The 24,259-nt window shown below is 37.2% G+C and carries 30 protein-coding genes and 7 pseudogenes; 36 read left to right on the top strand and 1 reads right to left on the bottom strand.

Going from position 1 to position 24,259, the window contains the following annotated elements:
- Positions 1-18 precede the first annotated feature (18 nt).
- From MKY34_RS17955 to MKY34_RS17860, 20 genes and pseudogenes are all read left to right on the top strand, one after another.
- On the top strand, positions 19-525 hold the full coding sequence (locus tag MKY34_RS17955) for a DNA polymerase III (RefSeq protein WP_342512478.1): 507 nt from the start codon (positions 19-21) through the stop codon (positions 523-525).
- A 456-nt stretch (positions 526-981) separates the two neighbouring features.
- Positions 982-1,228, top strand: a pseudogene (locus tag MKY34_RS17950) (group II intron reverse transcriptase/maturase); the annotation flags it as partial.
- A 7-nt stretch (positions 1,229-1,235) separates the two neighbouring features.
- Positions 1,236-2,102 (top strand): GH-E family nuclease, encoded by an 867-nt coding sequence (locus tag MKY34_RS17945; RefSeq protein ID WP_342512477.1) that lies wholly within the window; start codon positions 1,236-1,238, stop codon positions 2,100-2,102.
- 20 nt (positions 2,103-2,122) lie between these two features.
- A complete protein-coding gene (locus tag MKY34_RS17940; protein ID WP_342512476.1) occupies positions 2,123-2,539 on the top strand; it encodes a hypothetical protein in 417 nt (138 codons plus the stop codon).
- A gap of 11 nt (positions 2,540-2,550) precedes the next feature.
- Complete coding sequence (locus tag MKY34_RS17935; RefSeq protein ID WP_342512475.1) at positions 2,551-2,973, top strand: hypothetical protein; 423 nt, start codon at positions 2,551-2,553, stop codon at positions 2,971-2,973.
- A 273-nt stretch (positions 2,974-3,246) separates the two neighbouring features.
- Positions 3,247-3,525, top strand: a complete 279-nt coding sequence (locus tag MKY34_RS17930; RefSeq protein WP_342512474.1) for a hypothetical protein — start codon at positions 3,247-3,249, stop codon at positions 3,523-3,525.
- A 170-nt stretch (positions 3,526-3,695) separates the two neighbouring features.
- Positions 3,696-4,142 (top strand): contact-dependent growth inhibition system immunity protein, encoded by a 447-nt coding sequence (locus MKY34_RS17925; RefSeq protein WP_342512473.1) that lies wholly within the window; start codon positions 3,696-3,698, stop codon positions 4,140-4,142.
- Positions 4,143-4,400: 258 nt separating this feature from the next.
- Positions 4,401-4,903, top strand: a pseudogene (locus MKY34_RS17920) (hypothetical protein); the annotation flags it as partial.
- A gap of 22 nt (positions 4,904-4,925) precedes the next feature.
- The gene (locus MKY34_RS17915; RefSeq protein WP_342512472.1) at positions 4,926-6,158 is read left to right on the top strand and encodes a PoNi-like cognate immunity protein; all 1,233 of its coding nucleotides are present in this window, start codon (positions 4,926-4,928) and stop codon (positions 6,156-6,158) included.
- A gap of 505 nt (positions 6,159-6,663) precedes the next feature.
- On the top strand, positions 6,664-7,149 hold the full coding sequence (locus MKY34_RS17910) for a hypothetical protein (RefSeq protein WP_342512471.1): 486 nt from the start codon (positions 6,664-6,666) through the stop codon (positions 7,147-7,149).
- 26 nt (positions 7,150-7,175) lie between these two features.
- Positions 7,176-7,859 carry an EndoU domain-containing protein gene (locus MKY34_RS17905; protein ID WP_342512470.1) on the top strand — a complete coding sequence of 228 codons (684 nt, stop codon included), beginning with the start codon at positions 7,176-7,178 and terminating at the stop codon, positions 7,857-7,859.
- Positions 7,860-7,872: 13 nt separating this feature from the next.
- On the top strand, positions 7,873-8,283 hold the full coding sequence (locus MKY34_RS17900; protein ID WP_342512469.1) for a hypothetical protein: 411 nt from the start codon (positions 7,873-7,875) through the stop codon (positions 8,281-8,283).
- A 355-nt stretch (positions 8,284-8,638) separates the two neighbouring features.
- Positions 8,639-9,907: a hypothetical protein gene (locus MKY34_RS17895; RefSeq protein WP_342512468.1), complete on the top strand. Its 1,269-nt coding sequence runs from the start codon at positions 8,639-8,641 to the stop codon at positions 9,905-9,907.
- Positions 9,908-9,920: 13 nt separating this feature from the next.
- Positions 9,921-10,352 (top strand): YrhA family protein, encoded by a 432-nt coding sequence (locus tag MKY34_RS17890; RefSeq protein WP_342512467.1) that lies wholly within the window; start codon positions 9,921-9,923, stop codon positions 10,350-10,352.
- 119 nt (positions 10,353-10,471) lie between these two features.
- Positions 10,472-10,756 carry a transposase gene (locus MKY34_RS17885; protein WP_342512466.1) on the top strand — a complete coding sequence of 95 codons (285 nt, stop codon included), beginning with the start codon at positions 10,472-10,474 and terminating at the stop codon, positions 10,754-10,756.
- A 373-nt stretch (positions 10,757-11,129) separates the two neighbouring features.
- Positions 11,130-11,399 (top strand): annotated as a pseudogene (locus tag MKY34_RS17880) (T7SS effector LXG polymorphic toxin); the annotation flags it as partial.
- A 192-nt stretch (positions 11,400-11,591) separates the two neighbouring features.
- A pseudogene (locus MKY34_RS17875) lies at positions 11,592-11,870 on the top strand (hypothetical protein); the annotation flags it as partial.
- 14 nt (positions 11,871-11,884) lie between these two features.
- Positions 11,885-12,301 (top strand): immunity 70 family protein, encoded by a 417-nt coding sequence (locus MKY34_RS17870; protein WP_342512465.1) that lies wholly within the window; start codon positions 11,885-11,887, stop codon positions 12,299-12,301.
- Positions 12,302-12,444: 143 nt separating this feature from the next.
- Positions 12,445-12,531, top strand: a pseudogene (locus tag MKY34_RS17865) (HNH endonuclease); the annotation flags it as partial.
- Positions 12,532-12,545: 14 nt separating this feature from the next.
- Positions 12,546-12,941, top strand: coding sequence for an SMI1/KNR4 family protein (locus tag MKY34_RS17860; RefSeq protein WP_342512464.1), 396 nt, complete (start codon positions 12,546-12,548; stop codon positions 12,939-12,941).
- A gap of 297 nt (positions 12,942-13,238) precedes the next feature.
- On the opposite strand, the gene MKY34_RS17855 is transcribed toward MKY34_RS17860, so the two are convergent.
- The gene (locus tag MKY34_RS17855; protein WP_342512463.1) at positions 13,239-13,400 is read right to left on the bottom strand and encodes a VanZ family protein; all 162 of its coding nucleotides are present in this window, start codon (positions 13,398-13,400) and stop codon (positions 13,239-13,241) included.
- A 403-nt stretch (positions 13,401-13,803) separates the two neighbouring features.
- On the opposite strand from MKY34_RS17855, the gene MKY34_RS17850 reads away from it, so the two are divergent.
- From MKY34_RS17850 to MKY34_RS17775, 16 genes and pseudogenes are all read left to right on the top strand, one after another.
- Positions 13,804-14,682 carry an ABC transporter ATP-binding protein gene (locus tag MKY34_RS17850; protein ID WP_342512462.1) on the top strand — a complete coding sequence of 293 codons (879 nt, stop codon included), beginning with the start codon at positions 13,804-13,806 and terminating at the stop codon, positions 14,680-14,682.
- Between the two features lie 16 nt (positions 14,683-14,698).
- Complete coding sequence (locus MKY34_RS17845; protein WP_342512461.1) at positions 14,699-15,409, top strand: ABC transporter permease; 711 nt, start codon at positions 14,699-14,701, stop codon at positions 15,407-15,409.
- Positions 15,410-15,772: 363 nt separating this feature from the next.
- Positions 15,773-15,949: pseudogene (locus MKY34_RS17840) on the top strand (hypothetical protein); the annotation flags it as partial.
- Positions 15,950-15,979: 30 nt separating this feature from the next.
- Positions 15,980-16,498 (top strand): SecY-interacting protein Syd, encoded by a 519-nt coding sequence (locus tag MKY34_RS17835; RefSeq protein WP_342515297.1) that lies wholly within the window; start codon positions 15,980-15,982, stop codon positions 16,496-16,498.
- Between the two features lie 364 nt (positions 16,499-16,862).
- On the top strand, positions 16,863-17,153 hold the full coding sequence (locus MKY34_RS17830) for a hypothetical protein (protein ID WP_342512460.1): 291 nt from the start codon (positions 16,863-16,865) through the stop codon (positions 17,151-17,153).
- Between the two features lie 323 nt (positions 17,154-17,476).
- Positions 17,477-18,187 carry an SMI1/KNR4 family protein gene (locus MKY34_RS17825; protein ID WP_342512459.1) on the top strand — a complete coding sequence of 237 codons (711 nt, stop codon included), beginning with the start codon at positions 17,477-17,479 and terminating at the stop codon, positions 18,185-18,187.
- A 161-nt stretch (positions 18,188-18,348) separates the two neighbouring features.
- Entirely contained in the window at positions 18,349-18,588 is a 240-nt protein-coding gene (locus MKY34_RS17820; protein ID WP_342512458.1) for a hypothetical protein, read from the top strand.
- A gap of 29 nt (positions 18,589-18,617) precedes the next feature.
- On the top strand, positions 18,618-18,854 hold the full coding sequence (locus tag MKY34_RS17815) for a hypothetical protein (RefSeq protein WP_342512457.1): 237 nt from the start codon (positions 18,618-18,620) through the stop codon (positions 18,852-18,854).
- Between the two features lie 4 nt (positions 18,855-18,858).
- The gene (locus MKY34_RS17810) at positions 18,859-19,287 is read left to right on the top strand and encodes an SMI1/KNR4 family protein (RefSeq protein WP_342512456.1); all 429 of its coding nucleotides are present in this window, start codon (positions 18,859-18,861) and stop codon (positions 19,285-19,287) included.
- 112 nt (positions 19,288-19,399) lie between these two features.
- The gene (locus MKY34_RS17805) at positions 19,400-19,684 is read left to right on the top strand and encodes a hypothetical protein (RefSeq protein ID WP_342512455.1); all 285 of its coding nucleotides are present in this window, start codon (positions 19,400-19,402) and stop codon (positions 19,682-19,684) included.
- Between the two features lie 33 nt (positions 19,685-19,717).
- Positions 19,718-20,077 carry a hypothetical protein gene (locus MKY34_RS17800; RefSeq protein WP_342512454.1) on the top strand — a complete coding sequence of 120 codons (360 nt, stop codon included), beginning with the start codon at positions 19,718-19,720 and terminating at the stop codon, positions 20,075-20,077.
- Positions 20,074-20,187 (top strand): annotated as a pseudogene (locus tag MKY34_RS17795) (RNA 2'-phosphotransferase); the annotation flags it as partial. The gene MKY34_RS17800 and the pseudogene MKY34_RS17795, both read left to right, overlap by 4 nt.
- A 315-nt stretch (positions 20,188-20,502) precedes the next feature.
- On the top strand, positions 20,503-21,048 hold the full coding sequence (locus MKY34_RS17790; protein ID WP_342512453.1) for a TetR/AcrR family transcriptional regulator: 546 nt from the start codon (positions 20,503-20,505) through the stop codon (positions 21,046-21,048).
- 118 nt (positions 21,049-21,166) lie between these two features.
- A complete protein-coding gene (locus MKY34_RS17785; RefSeq protein WP_342512452.1) occupies positions 21,167-22,063 on the top strand; it encodes a 3-keto-5-aminohexanoate cleavage protein in 897 nt (298 codons plus the stop codon).
- Positions 22,060-23,016 carry an L-carnitine dehydrogenase gene (locus MKY34_RS17780; protein ID WP_342512451.1) on the top strand — a complete coding sequence of 319 codons (957 nt, stop codon included), beginning with the start codon at positions 22,060-22,062 and terminating at the stop codon, positions 23,014-23,016. The genes MKY34_RS17785 and MKY34_RS17780 overlap by 4 nt, the downstream gene beginning before the upstream one ends.
- Before the next feature lie 13 nt (positions 23,017-23,029).
- The gene (locus tag MKY34_RS17775; RefSeq protein WP_342512450.1) at positions 23,030-23,500 is read left to right on the top strand and encodes a thioesterase family protein; all 471 of its coding nucleotides are present in this window, start codon (positions 23,030-23,032) and stop codon (positions 23,498-23,500) included.
- The last annotated feature ends 759 nt before the right edge of the window (positions 23,501-24,259 follow it).

Below are 24,259 nucleotides of genomic sequence, written 5' to 3'. Positions count from 1 at the left end.
TTAAGTAGGTGAGATACTTTGAGTAATTTGTTGTATCATGCATATTTTCCTGAAAATCACGAATATCATGTTTCGCCGGAAGAAGTCATGATTGGTGGCATTAAATATTCTACTAAGTCAAATAATAGATATAGTAATGGTGGCAGAGTGAAATTTGAGATAACGGAACTATTAAGACCCTCCAATACACCTGATTGGCTTAACTTTAAAGAAGCGATAGGTGTTGACATGACCAATCGTTTTTCCAAATCTTTTAGCTTTCCTATATTTACGGATAAAATCCTAGTATTTGATGGTGATATTTCCCTTTCAATCTATGACCAAGCATTCTATGAGGATTATAAAGATTTTGATGAGGAAGCATTAAATTTTGATACTGGAGAAACTATTGAATATTGGATTGAACTATACTGGAATAGTATGATGACACTTGAAGACTATTTGATAAAGAAGCCTTATCCAAAGCCAGAAGTATTGATTTTTGAATCTGTACCCAAAGAAATTATTCAGGTTTGTGTAGAATAGACTTGTAAACCTTGATTGGCTACAGCCTTTCAAGGTTTTTTTTGCGCTGGGCGTAGTCTATAGTGTGCAAGTTAAGGCTATATATGACTGGGGGAGTTTACATAACAAAGCGAAGCCCTTTCTGCCGAAGGTCATACGTAGTAAATGAAGCAGATAGGTGGGAGGGAAAGACGACGTTCTGGGGAGGTTTGATTGATATGTCAAGTACACTTGGGAATCTATTCAGTGATAGGTAGCTGAACAGTCAGAAGTTAGCAGAAGCCATAGTATAATTCGAACTCGAGAAGGATGGGAAGGGCTGAATAATTTAGAGAGAACAATTCGGTAACCTACGAAGAACACAGATAATCAAGGGCATGCTTGAAGGAGGAAGTGGTGAATTCCATGTGGGACTTCAAGATGGTGAAGCAGAACTGGCATAAGAAGAATTGTTGTTCACGGAAAGAGGCGCAACTAATGTTAGTGGAACGTAATAAAGGGGGCCGTGATATTGACGGAATACCTGTACAAAACCTACGAGAGCACATCATAGAACACTGGGAAACTATGAAAATGGAACTTCTTCAGGGAACCTATGAACCGGAGCCTGTCCGCAGGGGCGAAATCCCGAAACCTGATAGTGGCGTGCGTTTATTAGGTATTCCTACCGCGTCAGATCGTTTGATTCAACAAGGCCATTGTCCAAGTGTTAGCTTTTCTATATAAGGTACTTGAGTGTCTTAGACATTGCCGGGCTTGTCCCTGTTGTTGGTGAAGTGGCGGATGGCGCAAACGGAATCATCTATTCAGTCCGAGGAGATGCAACGAATGCGGCCCTTTCATTTGGGGCGATGATACCCGTTGCGGGCTGGGCAAGTACGGGTGGGAAATTCGCCGTAAAAGGAAAGGATTTATATCAAGTAAGAAATGTGGTAAGTACAGAGAATGTGACGTCCACCTATTCGCCAATTTACCAGGATGTCGTCAGCAGTTCACTGGGCAAAACACAAAATCAACTAGATCTTTTATCTACTAATTATTACCGAACGGGTACAGATGCCTTTGCATTTAATATGCCATTTGCCAAAATGGATATCCCTACGAATATAAAAAGTGGAAATATCGATGTTGGGGCTAAGGGTAATGTTCCTAAAGGTTATTATCAAGATGCAAGTGGAAGATGGCACCGACCTGACGGGGGGTACGCAAGTAACAAAGAAGTGGGTTTACCTGAAGCAAGCGGCCTCTCTAGGCGTTCGGAATATATGGGTGCTACACCTGGGAAATCCTCTAGAACTGGTAAAGAAGTAATAGAGAGAATGAAAAATGAGGATCCTCCAAAAATTCGAACTACTCGTAATGGTAGAACGGAATTTGTGGCCAGCGATGGAAAATGGTACCCTCTAAATGAAGCAGATATGGCTCATTTAACTGATGCAGTTTCGTGGTGGAACAGCACGGGTAAACATTATGGAGCAAAGTCTCCGGAGGTTAGAGAATGGATGCTAGACTCCAATAATTATGTATTAGATCATTATAGTTTAAACCGATCCGCAGGTGGGGAATTAACTGAAACCTACTTGCCGCCAATTAAATAATTATTAGGAGGGAATTACTATTGGAACTAGATAATCAGGTATATGAAGAAATTGTACACTTATGTAAAGTGGGGGATGCTTTTGTTGAACAAGGACAAATGAGTAGTGCAATAGAAAGCTTTACAGAGGCCCTGGATTTGGTGCCGTTACCGAAGAACAACTGGGATACAAGTACATGGATCTATACCGCATTAGGAGACACTTATTTTTTAGATGGTGACTACCAAATGGCGAAAAGCAATCTTTATAATGCTTTAAACTGTCCAGATGGGATTTCAAATCCATTTATTTTAATGAGACTTGGAGAGAGTTTGTTTGAGTGTGGAGAGATTGATAAAGCTAAGGAGTATTTGTTAAGGGGCTACATGTTAGAAGGCTATAAGATATTCTTTAGCGAGGATGATAAATATTTTGAATTGATTAAGGATATGATCTGAGGAGGATAAAAATGGCCGTATTGCAATCACCTGTAAAAGAGATATTTAGAAAACTTTTGGATAAAAGTGATGAACAATTTAATAATGGGAGCTACTATGACTCTATTTTGTTATTAGAAGAGGCTTGGGGTTTAATTCCTGAACCGAAAGGTATTTATTGTGAAGAAAGTTATCATTTAGTGAAGGACATTATTCAAACTTGTTTTATAATAAAAGATTTTAAAAAAGCAAAGGAGTGGTCGGATAAAATATTTTTAACTGGATTTGCACGTATAGATTCAGGTAATAAGGAATTTATTTCAGGAACAGTTGCGTTTGAATTAGGTGATTTAGAAATAGCAAAAGAATTTTTCAGCATTGCTAATAGTAAATCAGAAGGTAGATGTTTTGGGGATCCAGAGGATATAAAATATCTAAAATTTTTCAAAAATTAATGGGCGCGGGCTAATATATTAATTTATAGTCACTTATTCAAACGTGTGAGTTTAAACAATCTTGTTTGAACTAACACGTTTGTTGCGACTACTGGATGTGAATAACCTTGGATTAGGACGTTCTTAACTATGTGCCTGAATAAAAAGTACCTAGCCTGTATTCTTTAGAGAAACAAAAATGAATGAGGCGAAATAAAAATACCTACATTTGAAAGTTCGGACAAAGATTTAGACCGAATTAATTTGTAGGTGTTTTTTACTTGAAATATTTAGGTGGGAAAAGCATGGTATAGTTTTACGCTTACTGATGTGCGTACCGTCTTTGTTGGTGAATTCCTAGAAGGCATCGTTTTACACCCTGAATATTTTAGCGATGCTAATATAAAAAATCTTAATAATGGTTGGGCCATTGTGAATGATGTTGTATTCGGGATAAATTTACCTCAATATGATGTTAATGGATTAAGAGGGAAGCCTGTACTTCATCATCACATCGGAGGAGGTGGCCAAGCAATGGCTATTAGTTTCAGACGCATATCGTGGTTTAGTTGATTTGAATCGAAGTTGGGAAGGGATGCTCAAAAATTCTAATATGGATCATGAACTTCGACAACTTTACACATCTAAGTTGAATGAGGTAAACGCTACGATAAAAAAATTGAAGAGATGTTTGCCTCCAATGGCGGAGTGTATCCACCTAAATAGTGATTGGAGTAATGTATATGATTAATAGAAAAATAATATTAAAAGAGTTTTTGACTAATGAAGAATATGAAGGTGTAATACAAAATGCAACTCAGTATTCCGATATGTCACTACCTGTATGGCACTTGAAAATTACCAATAAGTGTCTGCGTGAGTTAGCAAACTTTGATTTGATTCGTTGTATTAGACAAGATGTTTTTAAAGATTTGGCAACATTTGAAATTATTGAAAGGATTGATGGACAGAACACACCTTTCTATGCTGATATTGATTCAATCGAATTGATGGAAAAATTGTCATCTATTAGTTCGGAAGCGCTCTCAGCATATAAGAGTAAATTAGATAGAATGATTGAAAATGTTGAAAAAAACAACTTAATAGATTTAGCAGATGTTTGGATGTTCGATGAACAGAAGGAAACGTATCAAGGTTATATCGACATAATAAAAAATAAAATTAAATGATATTTTGGTGATATCCAGTGACGAATGAATCCATTATTCAATCTGTGACATATATAACCCATGTAATACCCGTATAAAGATTTCGTCATTTCATTTATACGGACATTAAGTCCTGAATTCTATAACCTAAATAACGATATTCCGTTACATTAAACAGGTCGATTATGGTCAGATACCACCATGATTGACCTGTTTTTTGTTATCTTCGCTTGCTTGCATTTTTTCAAAATGAATCGCAACAATGGTAGTTATGATGGAAGTAAAAAACTGATGTCGCCGACTTTGATGTGAAAACAGCTACAAATAAACAAAAAGGTAATTATGGTGAAATCATATCATCTGATAATCTGGTAAACAATCAAAGCTTAAAAGATGCTGAATATGACCTGAAGCCAATAGGCAGGGGTGCACCATCAAGCATAGATGATAAGATAGTACATGGGATTGACGGATTATATGAAAATGCAAATGTGAAATCACCTATCAAATATGTAATTGATGAAGCGAAGTTTGGTAGTTCTCAACTGTGAAAAACAGCTAAAGATGGACCGCAAATGTCAGATGATTGGTTGACTGGTGAAAAAACTAAAAGAAGTAGAATATTGAAAGCGGTTGACGGAGATGAAAAATTAGCGAAAAAGATTAGGTCGGCATTGGAAAAGGGGCAAGTAGAAAGAGTACTATCAAAAGTTGATAGTAATGGGAATGTAAAAACATATAAGCTAGATACCAAGGGGAACATAATTGGAGACTGGCCTTAATTCTGAGGAGGGAATAAATGTAATGAGAGATCATCTATGCATCGAAGAAAAATGTAGAAAAGGAATTGAATACCATAAAGAGTTTATTGAAGAAAATAGAGAGGAAATTAAAAGTTTGGAAGAAGATATTGAAAATGGAATTCAAAGATATCCTAAAGATAATCAAAGTATTATAGAAGGAACCTATCTTGCAAGTTTTAGATATGAGATGGAGGATATTAGGGCAAAGTATTCTTTGGGAGAAGACGTCAATACAATAGAAGAAGATTTTCATTATGCAATTGATAATTTAGAGCATATAGGGACTAGGGAAGTTGGATATTTAGATCTGCTTTGGATGGTTTCTTTAGGAATATTACTAGAAACGGATAAAAAGAATCTAGAACGATTAAGTAAGTTAGTTGTGAAGGAAAATATGAATGATTCCGTTATTGATTTTTTATTATGTGCTAGTGATATTGGTTGGACAAAAATCTCCAATGTTTATTTTGAAGAAAATCCATATGCCAAAACGAGAGAAATTATAGAACTTGCGCAAACGGATAAGAAAGCAGCATCTAAACGAATGCAAGCGTATATGGAGAAAGAATGGTTAAAAGGCCATTATGATTACGGATGGAAGAATGCGCATAAAGAACCGGGATATGTAGGTTTTTGGAGCTTTGAAACAGCCGCATTGGCGAAGATATTAGAGCTAGATGATGCAAGCCTTATCAATCATAATCGCTATCCGTACGATTTGGCACATTACAAGAATGCAATGAAATTCAAACCTATCTCCATGAGTAAATACAGCAATGAGGATGACATTGAAGAGGTGGAAGAAGGACAAGAAGGAATTGACAATAATCCTTCGTTGGAAAAGATGATTCCAATAAAATGGCACGCATTTGTTAATGAGTTGATCCATGATTATAAGATAATGGATGATCGTAGTTTTTACGAAAAATACAAACAATCAATAGGGTTAGGCCAAATCTGGTTCTTATTCGAAGAGTATGAAGAAGAAAATAAGCGAAAAAATCTTCTGGGTACTTTAATTGTTTTTGCAATGACAGAAAAAGAATTTATATTGCAATTGGATTATAAAGATGATTTGGAAGACTACTATCCAAGTATGAAAAATCATTGGAAGCATACCGATACAAAGTTGGTTCAATTTATGTTAGATAATGATCAGAGTTATTACGCATTGGTGCCGGTAGATGGAGCTATTGAAGAGGTATATGAAGTTATTATTAAAGATGTAAAGTAAGTTGAATGGAATGAATGATAAAATGGTGGTAGTTGGGAAATTCGACTGCCACTGTTTTTTTTGTAGGCCTAAAGCAAGGAATGGGCTTGCGCCAAATGTCCGTAGGTGGTTAAAAATATACAACAGATTAGTTTCAAGGGTGCCGCAATTTAAGTATTGGAGAGGTTTCTACAGTTTAGAAATATTCTTCTTGAAGGGCATGAGAATTTTAACGTTATTGAAATCGATGGTGTAGGGAATCCAGCAGGTTTTAATTCTTCTAATACAGAAATCACTACATTTAACTTTGATTTTGGTGAAAAAAATAATAGCAAGAAGTTTTGAAGAATATTTATAAAAGGTGATTCGAGAAGAATTGAATATACAATTTTAATCAAATTTAAACTTTGGATGATATGGATGATGCTTCACTGAAATTTCTAGATTACGAATGTTGTACCCCATAAACTTTGATCTGTATAGACGGAATATTCATCAGGACCTAGGAAGAGAAATTAGAACGGAATTGTTCCCAAAAGTGTACTTAAATCCTGGTGAATTATGGATAAAGGAACAAGAGCAGCTGATCGGTACGATGATTACTGCGGGCACATTCCGAAACCTTGAAGGAAAGAAAGTAGAGACTATTGGAGAAAACGTAGGGGAAAATGTAAAATATCATGCATATGAAAATAGTTTACTCATTAAAGAGTATGTTGAAGGCCAAACAGTTTTCTATGAAGTAGTGTCCAAGGTTGAATATAAAGAAAAGAGCGTTACAGTCGATAAACCGAAAGAGAATAAGGTGCTGGATACTTTTCAGTTTGTCTTGGATATTGCCGGGCTTGTACCTGTTGTAGGTGAATTAGCGGATGGCGCAAATGGTGTAATCTATGCGGCGAGAGGAGATGTAACGAATGCAGCCCTTTCATTTGGGGCGATGATACCCGTTGCTGGATGGGCAAGTACGGGTGGAAAATTCGCCGTAAAGGACAGGATTTATATCAAGTAAGAAATGTGGTAAGTACAGAGCACGTGATGTCCATCTATTCACCAATTTACCAAGATGTCGTCAGCAGCTCACTGGGCAAAACACAAAATCAACTAGATCTTTTATCTACTAATTATTACCGAACAGGTACAGATGCGTTTGCATTTAATATACCATCTGCAAAAATGGATATCCCTACAAGTGTCAAAAGTGGAGATGTTAAGGTTGAAGTAAAGAATGTGGATGTTGGGGCTAAGGGTACGGTTAATAATAGTAAGCCAGTCAGCGGAGCTAAATCAATTATCACACCTGAAATGAAGGAAAAAATCCTTTTGGGGCAGAGAAAGAACCCTAATAAAAATGAAATTATTGGGGGGCATTCATCAAACATTAATAATAGCCATTCTAACTATGCTACAGAAGCTATTAAAATCAACCCTGATGGTACAAAAGATATCAAATATATAACTCGATTTCCTGATGGGAATCTTTCGAAAATAAAAAATAGTACAATATTCCCTGGGGGTTGGAGTGATATTAAAATCTTAGATAGTATAACTGATATTGGTAATTCTCCTCCAATAAGTATTAGAGGTAGAGATGGAGCAACTTTCCATAGGGGGATTGTTGATGGTGTAGAAATTGATGTTATTAAAATAGGTGATACGGTAGTTAGCGGCTACCCAACAGGACAAATTAATGCTCCATTACCAGGTGGTTTTAGTAAATAGAGGAGGAAAGTGAATGTACGAAAAAGTAGATGCAGTATTATCTGAAAATAGCGCAGATAATTATTTTTATGACGATGAATTTATGTATGTGCAAGAATTGATGGGTGAGTTTACTAATATTGATTGGGAGAATTTAATTCGAGGATTAAAAGATAAAGATGATAAATATAAAATTAGATTAGCCTACTGTATAGATGAAAATAACGGAGTATATGGATTTAATTTATTATTAGATTTACTTAATGAGAGTGATGAAGTGGCTGAATATGCAATAGATTCTTTACGTTCTTTTGATGGTGAAGAGTATAAAAAAATAATTGCTTCTAATAAGCAAATAAAGGACAAAGTAGAGAAATTACTAAAAAATGCTAGTTTACCTATTGAAAGGATTTTAGAAGCATTTTTACAACAAAACAAATTATAAAAATTCTCGAATATTATTAAACTCAAAAAATGTACAAAATCACTTGATTTCCTAAAAGTTTGGAGTGGGGTGAATTGATAGAGTGAATTTATGGTGAAATGTCTCAAATCTTGTGAAAGCTAAAAAGTCAAAGTATTGTTTTATTGTGAGGGGAAGTCCCGACTAGACTAGCTATAACAGCGGTATCATGGATCATGTGAGCGAAATTGTCAGACTGCCTCACTTAGATGATAGTGATGTGCAGGAGGGAGTCCTTCGTTCTAAGCGAAAACGTACGGATACCATTTCGCAGCTTTACGAATTTGATGCAACGCAGACTTACGCGCTAGCTCCTATTGAACAAGACTTGTAGACGATGAACGCGTGGCTGACGGATATGGAGGGACTGTTTCAAGCAGGCGTCAGTGCCATAAACTTCGTGCCAAGTCAATGGAATGTACAGACGTTTCGAAGTGGCCTTCGAACGGAAATGTTCCCAAAAGTGTACTTAAATCCTGGTGATTTATGGATAAAGGAACAAGAGCAGCTGATCGGTACGATGATTACTGCGGGTACATTCCGAAACCTGGAAGGAAAGAAAGTACAGACTATTGGAGAAAACGTAGGAGAAGATATAAAATATCATGCGTATGAAAATGGTTTACTCATTAAAGAGTATAGGGTAGGCCAGACAGTTTACTATGAAGTGGTGTCCAAAGTTGAATATAAGGACGTAGAAATCGACAAACCGAAAGAAAATAAGGTACTCGATACTGTTCAGTTTGTCTTAGACATTGCCGGGCTTGTCCACGTTGTTGGGGAAGTAGCGGATGGCGCAAACGGAATCATCTATTCAGTCCGAGGAGATGTAACGAATGCGGCCCTTTCATTTGGGGCGATGATACCCGTTGCTGGCTGGGCAAGTACGGGTGGGAAATTCGCCGTAAAAGGACAGAATTTATATCAAGTAAGAAATGTGGTAAGTACAGAGAACGTGACGTCCATCTATTCACCAATTTACCAGGATGTCGTCGGCAGCTCACTGGGCAAAACACAAAATCAACTAGATCTTTTATCTACTAATTATTACCGAACGGGTACAGATGCCTTTGCATTTAATATGCCATCTGCAAAAATGGATATTTCTACGAGTGTAAAAAGTGGAAATATCGATGTTGGGGCTAAGAGTACGGGTGAAGGTGTCGAACACGTGGGTAAGTTAAAAGGAAAAGAAGTATTATTAAAGGATGTTTTGGAAAGAGAAGTAACCTATACTAAGCGTGATCGAGAAGAGTTCAAGCAACTAAGAAATAAATTCAATAGTTCTGTGAGAAAAAATTATCTACTAGATTTGGCTAGTGATAAGAAAAAAATAGAACAACTATTTGATGCAGGTTTAACGGAAGCAGATATTAAAAATTTGAAGAATGGATTGGTTCCAGATGGATATCAGGTTCACCATAAACTACCTTTAGACGATGGAGGAACAAATGACTTCAAAAATTTAATCTTAATTAAAAATGACCCATATCATAAAGTTCTTACCAATTCACAAAAAAGTTTAACAAAAGGCATGAAAGTTGGAGACTCAATTGATATTAAATGGCCAATCCCAGAAGGATTTATATATCCAACAACTAAATAATAGGGGTGAGAATATGGATTTAGATTTATTGGATGACATTGAAAAAATTAAAAATCGAGATGGGAAATCAATTATGTTACCTGCAAGTGATAAAGACATTCAAGCGATAAAAGAGTGGACTTCAAGAAATATACGTGAAAATCTATGGATAAGTGAATACGAAAATTTATTGAAAAAGGTAAATGGGTTAGAGTTTAATGGACTAGTTATATACAATGCGCAATTTGATGATGGGAATAATAGTTTTATTGCAGCAAATGAAATATGGCGAGATAATGAATGGGATAGTAATTATTTGTTTTTTGGGGATTCAAGTATTTCTTGGTATTGCCTGGATACAGACAATTATGTATTCCTTGAACTCGATAAGCCAAGCGGGGATATAGTAGGGGAATATAACAGTTTTGAAGAAATGATTAATGAAGCATTGCAGAACGTATTGTAAAATATTAAAGATATTATTTAACGGAAATAGGGTTATATTGCCGTATTTATCATCCATGCGATTTGCACAGAATAGTTTTTACATGGCTAGAAAGCAGTCATGTAAAGCAAGTGTGTTAATTGTCCATGAAAATCCAATATAATACAAAAAATATCTTATTCTCGAATTTGATTCAAAAATTTGTATTTCCGGAAGAGCTTAATTTATTGATAGAAGCGGTTAGCTACGAGGATACAGCAGGCAAGTTGGATGTCATGACATTGATCGAATACTTCATTACTGCAGTGACATGTGAATGGAAAAGTTACCAGTATTGTGCGGATGTTAGACCAAGTGTTGGTCTACCTTCCATCAACTATTCGACATTATCTAAAAAACAGGATAACTCAATTTTGAATCGATAAAAAACCTGTTTGACCTTATGGTGTCAAAATGTAATCGAGAGACTCGCCGAGCCATCAAGATACCAAATAAACTTTTAATCGTCGATTCTAACACCATTACAGTAGGAAAATCCCGTCTTCCATCGCAAACGGTTGCACGATGAGCCCCCGATTGATTGGAAATCAGGGATGGTTGTTATTTTAAAAGAGTATTGTACTTTTTACAGGATAAGTCTTTTTACATCTATATGATTTTGGATAATCAACACGCTTGAATTGCTATATTACTTCCTTAACACAAGCGTAATTATTAGAACCTTAGAGAAAATTAGACATTCTCTGAGGTTTTATTAATTTTGGATAATGGGATGTCGAATTTCTCTTCTATAAGGAGCTAGAACAGGGACTTCAGCTGATTGGTCATCTTACCGCCAGTTTGACGGAAGAGGCAATGGATAAGGTGAGTTACATTGTCAGACTCCCTCACTTAGATGATAGTGATGTGCAGGAGGGAGTTCTTCGTTCTAAGCGAAAACGTACGGATACCATTTCGCAGCTTTATGAATTTGATGCAACGCAGACTTACGCGCTAGCTCCTATTGAACAAGACTTGCAGACGATGAACGCGTGGCTGACGGATATGGAGGGACTGTTTCAAGCAGGAGTCAGTGCCATAAACTTTGTGCCAAGCCAATGGAATGTACAGACGTTTCGAAGTGGCCTTCGAACGGAACTGTTCCCAAAAGTGTACTTAAATCCTAATGACTTATGGATAAAGGAACAAGAGCAGCTGATCGGTACGATGATTACTGCGGGCACATTCCGAAACCTTGAAGGCAATAAAGTACAGACTATTGGAGAAAAAGGTAGTTCTAGACCGGATTTGTATCAGACGGGGCATAGCATTGAAGTGAAAAATTATAAAATTACTACTTCAAGCGGTAGGAGCAGATTAGTTAGTAACGTGTCAAAACAGGTAGAAAAAAGATTAAGTGATTTGCCTAATGGTACAAAACAGTCTGTAATAATTGATATTAGAGGACAAAATATATCAGATGAAATACTAGAAGAATTGTATGAAAAGATTATGAATAAAACAAATGGTAAAGTAGATATAAGATTTAAAACAAATTGATTGAGGTGGGAAGGATGGCTGTTGGATTTAAGGTGAAATATTACTGGTATCAAGTCGGGCATCGTGATTTCTTACACTCTTTTTTCTCTACAATAAGCTACCATTTAGAACGAAATGGATGGGGAACTGATTATCCTTTTTTATTAAATGAACTTTATAATGGGAAACTTGAGAATAAGAATACTGATAGCGCTATTAACGAATTAGAAGCAATTAAAAAGGAATTACAGAAATTTAGTCCATCACAAGTAGTATGGGATATTGAAGACTTATCTAAAAGACCGCCTTGGGGTGATAATATTAGTAAGGATATAACAACCTTATCTAATTATTTTATAACAAGTGAGGGTGAGGGCTTAATAGATATGTTAATGAAAGCATTAGAGAAGGGACAAAAAACTAATTCAGATGTTTATATAGAGAGCATATAAATAATATTCCTCCATTGATGACCTTGAAATTATATCAAGGTCATTTTTTATGGTTTAAGGGGTGTCGAATTAACCGCTTATAAATAATTGAATAGTGATAACTCTTGTAATCCCTTTATGATGTATCCAGGCATCATCAAGATGGGAGAACGATGATTCTAGTAGATAAAGATATTCATAGACAATTTACTCATACAGGAGGAATATCAACAGTTAATGGGGAAAAATAAGGGAGGATATAAAAATGTCCAAAATTGAAGGTTCTCACAAGAAACATACTAAAGAAGGAATTAAACAGTTTGAAATAGATACTGGTGTGAAATTAACAGAAAAATACACTGAGTTTTTACTTAAATGGAATGGTGGATACCCGAAGGAAAGTATATTTATTATTTCTGATAAAATGGGAGAAAGTGTTTTGAATGTATTTAATGGTATAGGTGAAATGTACGATAATCTAGAGAAAGTTATAGATATATATGAATATAGACTTGCTAAAGGCTTTATACCAATAGCAGATGATCCAGCAGGCAATGTTATATGCTTAGGTACGGAGGAACCTTTTTACGAGAAGATTTATTTTTGGGACCATGAACAGGAACCGGAAAACCCAGATGATATGAGTAATATACATTTTTGAGAAAATGGTATTAGTGAATTCTTAGATAACTTTTAACAATGAAGAACAGTTTACAGAAAGCACTTGATTGTTTAATAGGCAACAAGTGCTTTTTGGCGAGAAATTTATGCATTTGGACAACATAAAAAATGCTGATGAAACTCATAAATCATGATGTTATGTTTTACTATACGGTTTGTGAGAGAAATACGATAAACGGGCAAGATGCCATTTTACATAATAGAGGGACTTATATTGTAGGCCAAACAGTTTACTATGAAGTTGTTTCAAAAGTAAATGTAAAGGTGCCACAGTCACTCACACAATTGCATCTGCCGTGCCAAGCATGACGTCTTGAAATGATGGTGTGCGTCCTCCGGTTAATGATTGATGGTATTCACCAGCCATCGCAATGAGGAAGGTAATGATAGCAGCCGTCCATGTACGAAAGCTATGCTTCGGAAATTCGAAGTAAACCACTTATGCGACCAAGCCGAACGTGAAGAAATGCGTGCCTTTTCTGAGCAAGAATTCTACAAAGTAGAATAGCCCGGCTCATCAACAGAAACGGTGATGCCCCAATAAGGGATTTCCAGTTTGGAAAGTACGGATTCCAGCAGTTATCCTGGCAACCAGTGTTCAGGATCTGGAATGATGGATTATTGCTCATACGTCTGCCCGGATGACACAAATAACACAGCAAGCAGGATTAAACGTAAAATGATTTTTTTATATGAAAACAGTAGCATATGGACAGGCTCGCTGTCATCTATACAGGCATTCACAGTTTCTGAATCAATTTATCGAATAATCAAAGTATGGTAGAATGAGTATCGGCGAGATGGTTTGTGAGAAACAAAAAATACGTTCGAGGTGTTTCTAGATGGAGACGATAATGGAATTGCGAGCGATTACTAAACGATATAATGGAAAAGAAGTTATCGGAAAAGCATCATTCTCTATTCGGACAAATCAAATTGTAGCGCTGATTGGGAAGAATGGTTCAGGGAAGAGTACGCTGTTGAAAATGATTGCTGGTTTAGAAAAACCAGACGATGGGGAAATTCACAAACCCATACAATCATTGAAAATCGGCTACGTACCAGAGATTCCACCTGTCGATATATTGTTTACGCCAGAAGAATATTTGATGCATATGGGCAGAATTAGGGGAATCGGGAAGCAACAACTACACCAGAGGATAGATAGTTTACTAGAGTCCTTTCATTTGCAAGATGTTCGAAAAACAAGGATTATCGATTTTTCTAAGGGAATGAAACAGAAGGTTACAATTATGCAGGCCATGCTTGAAAAGCCGAATCTTTTAATATTGGATGAGCCTTTGTCTGGGCTTGATCCTAAAGCACAAGCTGATTTAGAAGCCATTCTGTTGCAGTTGAAGGAAAGAGGGCTAGGGGTTATATTAACTTGCCATGAAACAAGGTTGTTGGAAAATTTAGTGGATAGAGCGCTACTGATTAAAAATCAACAAGTCATTCAAATGGATGCCCTGCATAAATCGGATGTCCACAAGGACCGATTTATTTTTGAAATTTGTATAGACAAATCGTTAGAAGCAATACTTCCCTTTATTGAAATTCAACGAGAGAGTAGCTTGAATACGAAGGTTAATGAGGTAGAGGCGATTGTGAATCGGGAATATACAAACCAAGTTTTAGTGGAACTACTTAAAAAGGATGCCTCTATTAGACTAGTCGCTCCTATATACGGCGTTAAAGGAGAGTTTCAGCACTACTTCTAAATGAAAGGGGTAGAAAATGAAAGGCTTGTTACATTATCAGTTTATCAATTATGTAAGATCATATAGATATGTGCCACCACTTTCACTCTATGTCATATCTCTCATTGTGAACTATACCTATACACCAAATCCCATATTGGATAGTTACGCGTTGACATCCCTATATCTCTTTTTTGTCATGGGATGGTTTACGGTGACGTTATTTCATGCTGAAGATGAAGGTCAAAAACAGCTAACATTACTGCATGCTAGAAATTCGAGGGTTTATTACATGGCCCTTTTTGTGATAGTTGCGCTTATTGGTTTTGTCCTGAGTTTTGTATCAGTTGTTTATCCAATCATTATTGATGCATTTGGTGCGAAGACTCGTTTGATTCATATTGTGCTTGGTTTTTTGTCTCATTTTGGTTTAGTTATTCTAGCGATTACGTTATCAGCTATTTTTACGAGGGATCTTGTGAATAACAGGCAAAATACATGGTGGGGTGTTTTGAGTATACTCCTCATTTCTGTAGTGATTGTCTCTATAAAAAGTATTATTCTACAAGTGCCAGGGATTATTTGGCTACTTCCGCCTGTACATCTTTTGTTTGAGATGATGAGTTCCGAAGATGGCATAGAAACGATACCTGTCACATTTTATTTGAAGTTTGGTTGGGTTTTTTTATACGGGTTTTTATGTATGGAGTTATTCATTTTTCTTATGAAGCGTAGGCGAAGTCTCTGAGCGAGGTATTTTATATTATGGAAATAACATCAGTCAATTTATGTGAATTCGATAACCTAACCTTTGAGTGATTAAATTAAGGTGATATGAAGTGAAGCATATTTCACTGGGGGTATGATGAAAAATGAAGCCTTCTCGAAAGAACAATCTGTTCATTCTGGATTCTTTTCGAGAAGGTTTTTTGTATGTTACTCTTATTGAGTATAATCATAAACATGTTTTACCATATAGAAACCGGTAACAGTTACCTTATATCACTTGAAGCTCATTTTTAATTTGTTCGAGTGAAGCCCCATTTTCAGTGGCCGTGTGCATAAACTCAATGATACTAACAAATTAATGTAAAGGTGCCAGTCACTCACACAATTATATAATGATAAATTAATCCCTCATCACGTAGGTGGGGGTGGTCAAGCAGTTGCAGTGCCTTCAAAGTTACATCCAGGAACAGGTGATATTCATAATGCCGAAAAAGCTGCGGGTGTTTGGGGAAATGATAGTGAGTACGCTGAATTGTTTGGAAAGTTTTTAAATAAGTGAAGGGTGATAACTTTGTCAATAAAAGAAGCAATGCGAATATACTTTCAGATGAGGAAAGAGGTAGCTGCTGACGGTTTAGATTTTTTATTTAAAACACCAATTAGTAGCGATGATAACCTAATAATTTATGAAGGTGAAGTTGATGAGGATGAATATATCTCATGGAAACCTGTAGAAATGACTGTTACACAAGATTTTACAAGATTAGAAGATGAATATGATATAAGTTTGCATAAATCAATTGTTGATTATTTTAACTCATATTGGTTTGCAGACTTAGATGGATTTTTTAAGGAACACTATATTACATTAGAGTCCGTCCTACCTAATACTGAGATAAGTACTTTCCGAGAGTCATTGAAAGGATATAAAAAAAATCACGGTGATAGTTTAGAGAGGATACCTATTGGAATTGAGGGAAATGGTTTGTTGGTGGTTATTGAAAACAATAGTGGAATAATTCAATTGGAAGACTTCGGAAGAGGTACATTTGAGTATATTGCTGAGAATATTCAAGAATTAATAGGGAATTTAAGGTTAACAAGATAACATCCTATTCATTCCACCAAGGATGAATAGAATGTTATGGATAAAAAGCAAACTTTTAAGGAAGTAGTTGAACTAGTAATTTTAATAGTCCTTATACTAGTTTTACAAATAACAAAAATGTGATTGGAAATTATGGAGAAAATGCAATTGAACTGGATATATCAGCCCTAGGAAGAGATATACAGTCTGGAAAGGTACAAGATGTTGTTATACTTTCTCCAAAAAAAATTCAAAAGTTAATTGAAAGAGATCGTGTTTCTTCTGATTATTGGAAGAATAGAGCGATTAACTGGACTAAAAGGGATAATGAGTATTTGATCAAAGGGGAAGTTGCTAGCCAATATATTAAGGTTTCCACCAAGGAGTGAGAGTTTTGAAACTATACTTTTTAAATGAGTTTTTAGGAGATATACGCAATATTAGTGTTGAAGGAATGTGGATAAATGCTGAGATTATCCCCACGGAAAATATAGACAAATTCAACGATTTTTTTGCAGCGGTTGTTGATGAGGAAAATGATTTTAATGAAACTAACTATAACGAAGAATGGTTAGATGATAGCAATTGGCACATTAGTGATAATGAAAGCAAGAAAAAGGGTATATACATACCTGCCGTTTATCCTGATAGGGAAATTAACTGGAGGTGGAGATGATTTATAGATAGACAGCATGAATTATATTTAGAAATTATAAAAACCTTGAGTGGCTATACGCTTTTTTCAAGGTTTTCTTTTTTTTTGTTGGTTAGCTTCAGACGTTGAATTTAATGTTAGCGACCAAATGTATATTCGAATTTAGGGATCATCAGGATGCATAGAAATGAATGAAGCTTATGAAGTGCAGAAATATCTCCCGAAATCGCTTGCAATTGTTGATTGTTGTAAAGGAGCATAGTCACTCATTCATTACAACAACAAATTGATAATCTAAATAGGTCAGACAAATAATATTTCAAACAAATAGGAGCGAAATGATTATGGAAAAGAAACTCGAATATCTTGAAAAATACATTATGGCAAAAGACGGGTATGTACGTCTTATCCTGGATGATGAAATTAAGAATATTGATTCACTACCCGAGGTTTGGTATGAAATCTTTAGGGAGAACGATGTTAAAAAGAGAATCAAATCACTTTTAGGAGTCTGGACTGAGTATCTAAACATGGAGTTGAGAAATGTTATATCGTATTTAGGTGAATACTTGGAAAATGTGGAGTTGATGAAAATAAATAGAAGGCACTCCATTCTATACACCATTAGAAATCGGCAAGGGAAAGTACTTTATTATGAAGGAAGAAGCCCTCAAGCGTATTTTGAAAATGAACAACTTGAAGAGTCTTGGGATGAAATACCTGCTAAGATTCGGCTGTTTTACGAGAATATTCATGATGGTTTTTACTATTATGCTAGTGGGGCTATGGGTTTATTACCTTTAGAAGATGTTGCTTACTTGGGTGATGATGATTTTGATTGGAGCATTATAGATGACTTGGAGGAGTCGTTAAGGATTGACTTGGATACATCTTTCGGTTTTTTTGGTAATGGTATGGGAACTTATGTTGCTGTTGATTACGAAAATTGTGATAAAGATAATGCGACTTTATGGTCGGCGAAAGATCAACCTGAATACAACATCAATTTTTGGAACACTGTGGATGAATGGACTGTTATCGGCTTTGAAGCGTGACTTAGGTAGCGAGTGAAAATACTTATATCGGGAATAAATCCCGTATAGTGAGACAAAATAAAACACTTACATTTCAAAATTCGGATATAGATTTACACCGAATGAATTTGTAGGTGTTTTTTCTAAACTACTCATGTTGCTGTTGCAGAAGTACAGAGAATGTGACGTCCATCTATTCACCAATTTACCAAGATGTCGTCAGCAGCTCACTGGGCAAAACACAAAATCAACTAGATCTTTTGTCTACTAATTATTACCGAACAGGTACAGATGCCTTTGCATTTAACATGCCATACGCAAAAATGGATATCCCTACGAATATTAGAAGTGGAAATATCGATGTTGGGGCTAAGAGTACGGGTAAAGAAACTTATCGACATCTAAAGGACTATGAAGAATAATAAATATTTTACTCGGAGTGTAGAGTATAATGCAGGTAGTGTTGCAACGTTGCATCATTCACAACAAAAAGGTGTTGGGCCATTATTATGAAGCTTCAACTAGGTACCATAATATCAGTAATGCTAAAAGAGCTCCACTACATCCTTATAAAGGAAAGTTAAACCCATTTTATCCAATGGATGAGACAACTAGAGGAGCATTTCAAAAAGTAGATTCTATTAATTATTGGAAGATACGAGGAGAAGAAGCTTTAGGAGGAAAATAATAATATGAGTATTTTGCCTGAGGGACTAGATGCAGTTCTAGGAGAAGAAATATATAAACGTGAAGATAGCAATCTAGTACAGGATGCTTTAATAAGGCTAGGTGTAAACGTATCAGATTCTTTCCAAGAATTTTATATCCAGTATGCAGGATCTTTTTGGGAAGAGCATGTACCCTTTGAATTACTAGATATAGTAGATGAAGAAAATAATATTGAATCATACACACTCATTTCTAGAAAAGAACATGGTTTTCCGAAGCAGTATCTGGTTTTAAGTGAAATGTCAGCAAATGCTGTATTAGTGCTGAATACTGTAACAGATAAAGTTTATATAGTTAATTTTGAGGGGGGAGATGAACTACTTTTAAAAGGAGAGCTAAAGGAAACTTGGTTATCGTTTTTTGATTTCTTGAAGGCGTATTTTAATTGTTAATTATGGACCAATAAAAGATAATTCATAGATACTTAAACTTAAAACCTTGATTGGTAATATGCCTTTCAAGATTTTTTGACTTTAAGAACTTTATGGTTGAAAAAATTTACTTTTGAATCGTATGAAAGTTAATGGATGGAAAGGGGAGCCGATTGATGTAGTAAGTATGCCAGATGGAAATTTCACTACTATTGATAATACCAGAGTTGCTGCAGCCAGAAAAGCTGGTATAGAAGTTACAGCAACTGTTATAAATTATAATGATCCATTGCCGGCAGATATGCTTGATAGAATTACTACTAAAAAAGGGGTTCCAACTACTTGGGGAGACGCATTGGAATTCAGAAACAAAAAGCTGGATTTAGAAATAATAACCCAATGGGATCATTTGAACTAGAAAAAATGAAATAGAGAGTGAGTTGCATTTATTATGAACGAGTACTTTGTTGATTCGGAAATATATGAATACCCGGATTCTTATCGAAAAATAGTTGGATTAAATCTACTCGATTTTGATATATGGTATTTGATGGAGTCAGAACAAGCAACTAGAAGATATTTTGATTTAAAGAAGCGTTATCCTAATAGAAGACTGGTTCCCTTCGCTCGAAGAGATGATAATGATGATATCGCTTGCTTTGAAATTGGCAAGGGAAGCCGGGTACAAATAATCCATGATTTTACATCGGAAGGTTTTGAACAAAGAAAAGAATTTAAGGATTTTTGGGAGTGGGTAGCATTTATTATAGGAGAAATGATAGAGTGCAATCGGGAAGAGGAAGTAGAGTGAGAAAAGATATTTATCAAAAGCTAAGTAAAGAAATATCTTATTCACTTCGTCACGTACCATGGGAGTACGAATTGGAGTTAGATGATGAAGGATGGGTATCTGTTGATCAATAGAATGTAAAGGTGCCAGTCAGTCACGCAATTTTTCAAGGTTTTCTTTTTTGGGTGGGCTACTTAGACCTAGTGGCGAATGAACCACTGTCTATTTACAGAATAGAGATAACGCTTTTAATCTTTATATGGTGGGTAACAAATGCTTTAGTACGCACAACTTCTTTTTGTAAAGGTGTCACTCACACAATTAACCCGAAGTTCAAATTCATTGAATTTGAAACACTTCAGAAAAAGCACTGTTACCCGCAAGTTTTAAATACACAAACCGCATGGTACAGTAGAAATTGTAATGTGAATTAAGGGAGATAGATCATGGACAGTAAAAATAAGAAAATAGTGATTCTCGAGGCTGCGTCTAAAATTGTCGCGGAGAAGGGAATCTTTTCGTTAACGTTGGAAGCCATCGCGAAGGAGGCAGGCATTAGTAAAGGCGGTCTGCTTTATCATTACCAATCCAAAGAACAATTGGTAGAGAAAATGGTGGAGCATTTGGCCGTTAATTATCGCGAAAAAATTGCGACCAATGCAGAAGCAGATCTTGAAGAGAAAGGGAAATGGACACGTGCATATCTAGATGTCACGTTTAAGCAACCGCATCAACAAGCAGACATGCATGCGAGTTTACTTGCAGCAAAAGCCGTCAATCCACAGTTATTGGATCCAATCCATACCGCTTATGCCGAATGGCAACAGGCAATTGAAAATGATGGCCTTGACCCTATCCATGCAACAATCATTCGTCTAGCGACGGATGGTATTTGGTTGGCAGACCTTTTCGGGATTGACCCTATCGATCCAGATTCGAAGGAAAAAATCTATGAAACACTACGAGAATGGACGAAAGAATACTCTGTATAAACTGATAATAACCGTTATCTGCCACAGGTAAGGTTGAAAGTACACGCTCCCCCATGTATAGTGGGTATTACAAACCGTCCAGGCGGTATAGTAATAAAGTGGAATGGGGGAGATTCATATGAAGAATAAGATTTTAGTAACGGCAGCTGTGACAGGTGCTGGGGATACAACAGGGATCAATGAATATGTACCTGTCACACCAAAAGAAATCGCGGAAGCTGCCATTGAATCGGCAAAAGCTGGTGCAACAGTGGCGCATATTCATGCCCGTGATCCAAAAACAGGCGGCATTAGTCATGATATTGAACATTATCGTGAAATTGTAGACCGTATTCGTGACTCGGAAACAGATGTCATCATCAATATTACAGCAGGTGGCGGCGGAGACTTTATCCCAAGTTTAGAAACACCTGCGGCGGGTGGAAATGGCACCTTTATTCAAACGCCAACAGAACGCCATAATCCAGTAGGCACATTGCTGCCTGAAATGTGTACGCTGGATTGTGGCAGTCTGAATTTTGGGGATATGATTTATCATAGTCCAACAGAATGGTTGAGAGAGCATGCCAAGCTCATTCAGCAAAGTGGCGTCAAGCCGGAGTTAGAGTGCTTTGACACGGGGCATCTTCGGTTTGCCAAACAGTTAGTCGCTGAAGGGCTCATTGATGGAGATCCAATGTTCCAGTTTTGTCTAGGGATTCCTTGGGGAGCAGAAGCCGATGTCGAAACATTGCTGTATTTTAAAAATCGTTTACCTGCGAATGCAAGCTGGTCGGCATTTGCCATCGGGCGCATGCAGTTGCCAATGGCGATGCAAACAGCCTTGCTAGGTGGCAATATCCGTGTAGGATTAGAGGATAATTTATATCTAACAAGAGGTGTTCCTGCACGTAACGAACAGTTGGTCGATAAAGCAGTTGGTATGCTTCATAGCAATGGACTTGAAGCGATGACACCGCAAGAAGCACGAGACTATTACGGGCTTATTAATACACGTACAAGGACGACACTATGATAGCAAATCCCAGATTAGCAGTAATCGGGACAGGTGTCATTGGCAATGGATGGATTGCGCGGTTTCTTGCGGCGGGCTATTCAGTCGTTGCTTTTGATCCGGCAGAAGGTGCGGAAATGCGAACGCGTGCGGCAGTGGAGCGCGCGTGGCCTGCATTGGAAAAACTGGGACTTGCATCTGATGCATCGATGGAACGTCTGACATTTGTGCCGACAATCGAGGAAGCGGTTAAAGATGCGGACTTAATTCAGGAAAATGTTCCTGAAAGGGAAGAGCTAAAGCGATCGGTATTAATGAGTATCGACCAATATGCAAAACCTGAAGCGATTATTGCGTCTAGTACATCTGGCATTATGCCGAGTACGTTGCAAGCAGGGCTTCAACTTCCGGAACGGCTTATTGTGGCGCATCCATTTAACCCGGTTTATATTTTGCCACTCGTTGAATTAGTTGGTGGCGTGGCAACAACGCCAGCGGTTATCGAACGGGCCGATGCATTTTATCAAGCTGTTGGTATGAAGCCATTGATTATTAAAAAAGAAATCGAAGGTCATGTCGCAGACCGATTAATGGAAGCATTGTGGCGTGAATCGTTGCACTTAGTCAATGATGGCATCGCAACAACGGAAGAAATCGATGCGGCGATTATTTATGGTGCAGGACTACGCTGGGCACAAATGGGGCCGTTTTTGACATTCCATCTGGCAGGCGGCGAACAAGGAATGCGCCATATGCTCGAACAGTTCGGCCCTGCGCTGAAGCTCCCATGGACGAAATTAGAAGCACCCGAACTGACGGAGGAATTAAAAGAAAAAGTTATCGAAGGCTGTGAACAGCAAGCTGGAGACAACACGGTAGCTGATTTAGAAGTCAAGCGCAATGAATTCTTAGTGAAATTATTGGATTTGGTTGAGGAATATTGGCCTGAAACGAGTACGAACAGCATCAAGTGAGGGGGATATGGTGATGGAACAGACAGCCTTTAATTATCAGACGGATGTAGCAGCGGACTGGGTCGACTATAACGGTCATATGAATGATGCGGCGTATGCGCTTGTGTTTAGCCATGCGGTAGATGCATTTATGGACTATATGGGCTTGCATGAAGCTGCACGCGAAGCGTTTTCCTATACCATTTTCACATTGGAAACGCATATCTGCTACTTGCTAGAAGCGCATAAAGGGGAGCAACTCGATGTAACTGTTCAACTAATCGATGCGGATGCCAAGCGATTACATGTATTTTTCATGATGAAGAATCGTGCGGGTGATCTGGTGGCGACGAGTGAACAAATGTTGATGGGCATCGATACGGCACAAGGAAAGTCCGCGCCATTTCCACCGGCAATTGCTGCATTTATTGCTAGCATCGCTGAGGCGGATCAACAGCTAGAAATGCCGAAACAGGTGGGGCGGAGTATTGGTATTCGACGGTGAGTCGACGTAGTCGGGAATGCCGAAGTAAGATTTTGATATTAGTGAACTGGATTCCAGGCCTTCGAATTGTGGCCGTACCTGGCACCACTTTCCGGTAGAATGCCACACACTCAGGCAAGAACCAGCACCTCAATTGTTAGCAATGTCCTAACAATTGAGGTGTTTTTGGTTCAAAGCGAATTTAGACGCTACTTCTTCGCTTCTATAACCTGAGTTTTCACGAATTTACGCGTCGTTGATGTGGGAATATAGGTTATAATTGAGCGGGCGGAAAGGAGCGGTGATCATATGTTATTTTTAACCTTTGTTGTTGTGCCTCTGTTAGGCGTTATTTGGTTTTTGAATCTGATCACTTTTTTAGAGAAATTGCACAACGGTAAGAACACACATAATCAAAAAATACTAGGAGGGGTTTGGACCTTCTTCTTTATTGCCGCATTCTTTTACTGTTTTATAGGGCTTACCGGTTATTAGTCGAATGAGTTCATCATTATATATTCAAACATCAACGGATGGTTTCCAACTTAGGAAGTCATCCGTTTTTTTATCTTCATTCAGTAGAAAACCCCCACCTCGACAGGTGTCGAGATGAATGCGGTTTTGTTTTACTGTTCAGTGGGTGTTCAAACACCGACTGAATGAAGATAAAGCCTCCGGCGGATGTCACAGATTTTTAGGGGGAGTTTTTCGAGAGAGCTCGAAAAAAATCTGGACGCAATTACGCCGGAGCGTAATTGATATAAAAAACATAGAAACTTC

This window comes from Sporosarcina sp. FSL K6-1522, from assembly GCF_038622445.1.
In the GTDB taxonomy this organism is placed as follows: Bacteria; Bacillota; Bacilli; order Bacillales_A; family Planococcaceae; genus Sporosarcina.
The sequence above is the reverse complement of the archived record's forward strand: the minus strand, read 5'-3'. Positions and strand labels throughout refer to the sequence as shown.

Coding starts and splice junctions, on each gene's coding strand:
- MKY34_RS17935 (WP_342512475.1), top strand. CDS start 2,551: ATGGCCGTATTGCAATCACCTGTAAAAGAGATATTTAGAAAACTTTTG.
- MKY34_RS17925 (WP_342512473.1), top strand. CDS start 3,696: ATGATTAATAGAAAAATAATATTAAAAGAGTTTTTGACTAATGAAGAA.
- MKY34_RS17915 (WP_342512472.1), top strand. CDS start 4,926: ATGAGAGATCATCTATGCATCGAAGAAAAATGTAGAAAAGGAATTGAA.
- MKY34_RS17905 (WP_342512470.1), top strand. CDS start 7,176: ATGTCCATCTATTCACCAATTTACCAAGATGTCGTCAGCAGCTCACTG.
- MKY34_RS17900 (WP_342512469.1), top strand. CDS start 7,873: ATGTACGAAAAAGTAGATGCAGTATTATCTGAAAATAGCGCAGATAAT.
- MKY34_RS17895 (WP_342512468.1), top strand. CDS start 8,639: ATGAACGCGTGGCTGACGGATATGGAGGGACTGTTTCAAGCAGGCGTC.
- MKY34_RS17890 (WP_342512467.1), top strand. CDS start 9,921: ATGGATTTAGATTTATTGGATGACATTGAAAAAATTAAAAATCGAGAT.
- MKY34_RS17870 (WP_342512465.1), top strand. CDS start 11,885: ATGGCTGTTGGATTTAAGGTGAAATATTACTGGTATCAAGTCGGGCAT.
- MKY34_RS17860 (WP_342512464.1), top strand. CDS start 12,546: ATGTCCAAAATTGAAGGTTCTCACAAGAAACATACTAAAGAAGGAATT.
- MKY34_RS17850 (WP_342512462.1), top strand. CDS start 13,804: ATGGAGACGATAATGGAATTGCGAGCGATTACTAAACGATATAATGGA.
- MKY34_RS17845 (WP_342512461.1), top strand. CDS start 14,699: ATGAAAGGCTTGTTACATTATCAGTTTATCAATTATGTAAGATCATAT.
- MKY34_RS17835 (WP_342515297.1), top strand. CDS start 15,980: ATGCGAATATACTTTCAGATGAGGAAAGAGGTAGCTGCTGACGGTTTA.
- MKY34_RS17825 (WP_342512459.1), top strand. CDS start 17,477: ATGGAAAAGAAACTCGAATATCTTGAAAAATACATTATGGCAAAAGAC.
- MKY34_RS17815 (WP_342512457.1), top strand. CDS start 18,618: ATGCAGGTAGTGTTGCAACGTTGCATCATTCACAACAAAAAGGTGTTG.
- MKY34_RS17810 (WP_342512456.1), top strand. CDS start 18,859: ATGAGTATTTTGCCTGAGGGACTAGATGCAGTTCTAGGAGAAGAAATA.
- MKY34_RS17800 (WP_342512454.1), top strand. CDS start 19,718: ATGAACGAGTACTTTGTTGATTCGGAAATATATGAATACCCGGATTCT.
- MKY34_RS17790 (WP_342512453.1), top strand. CDS start 20,503: ATGGACAGTAAAAATAAGAAAATAGTGATTCTCGAGGCTGCGTCTAAA.
- MKY34_RS17785 (WP_342512452.1), top strand. CDS start 21,167: ATGAAGAATAAGATTTTAGTAACGGCAGCTGTGACAGGTGCTGGGGAT.
- MKY34_RS17780 (WP_342512451.1), top strand. CDS start 22,060: ATGATAGCAAATCCCAGATTAGCAGTAATCGGGACAGGTGTCATTGGC.
- MKY34_RS17775 (WP_342512450.1), top strand. CDS start 23,030: ATGGAACAGACAGCCTTTAATTATCAGACGGATGTAGCAGCGGACTGG.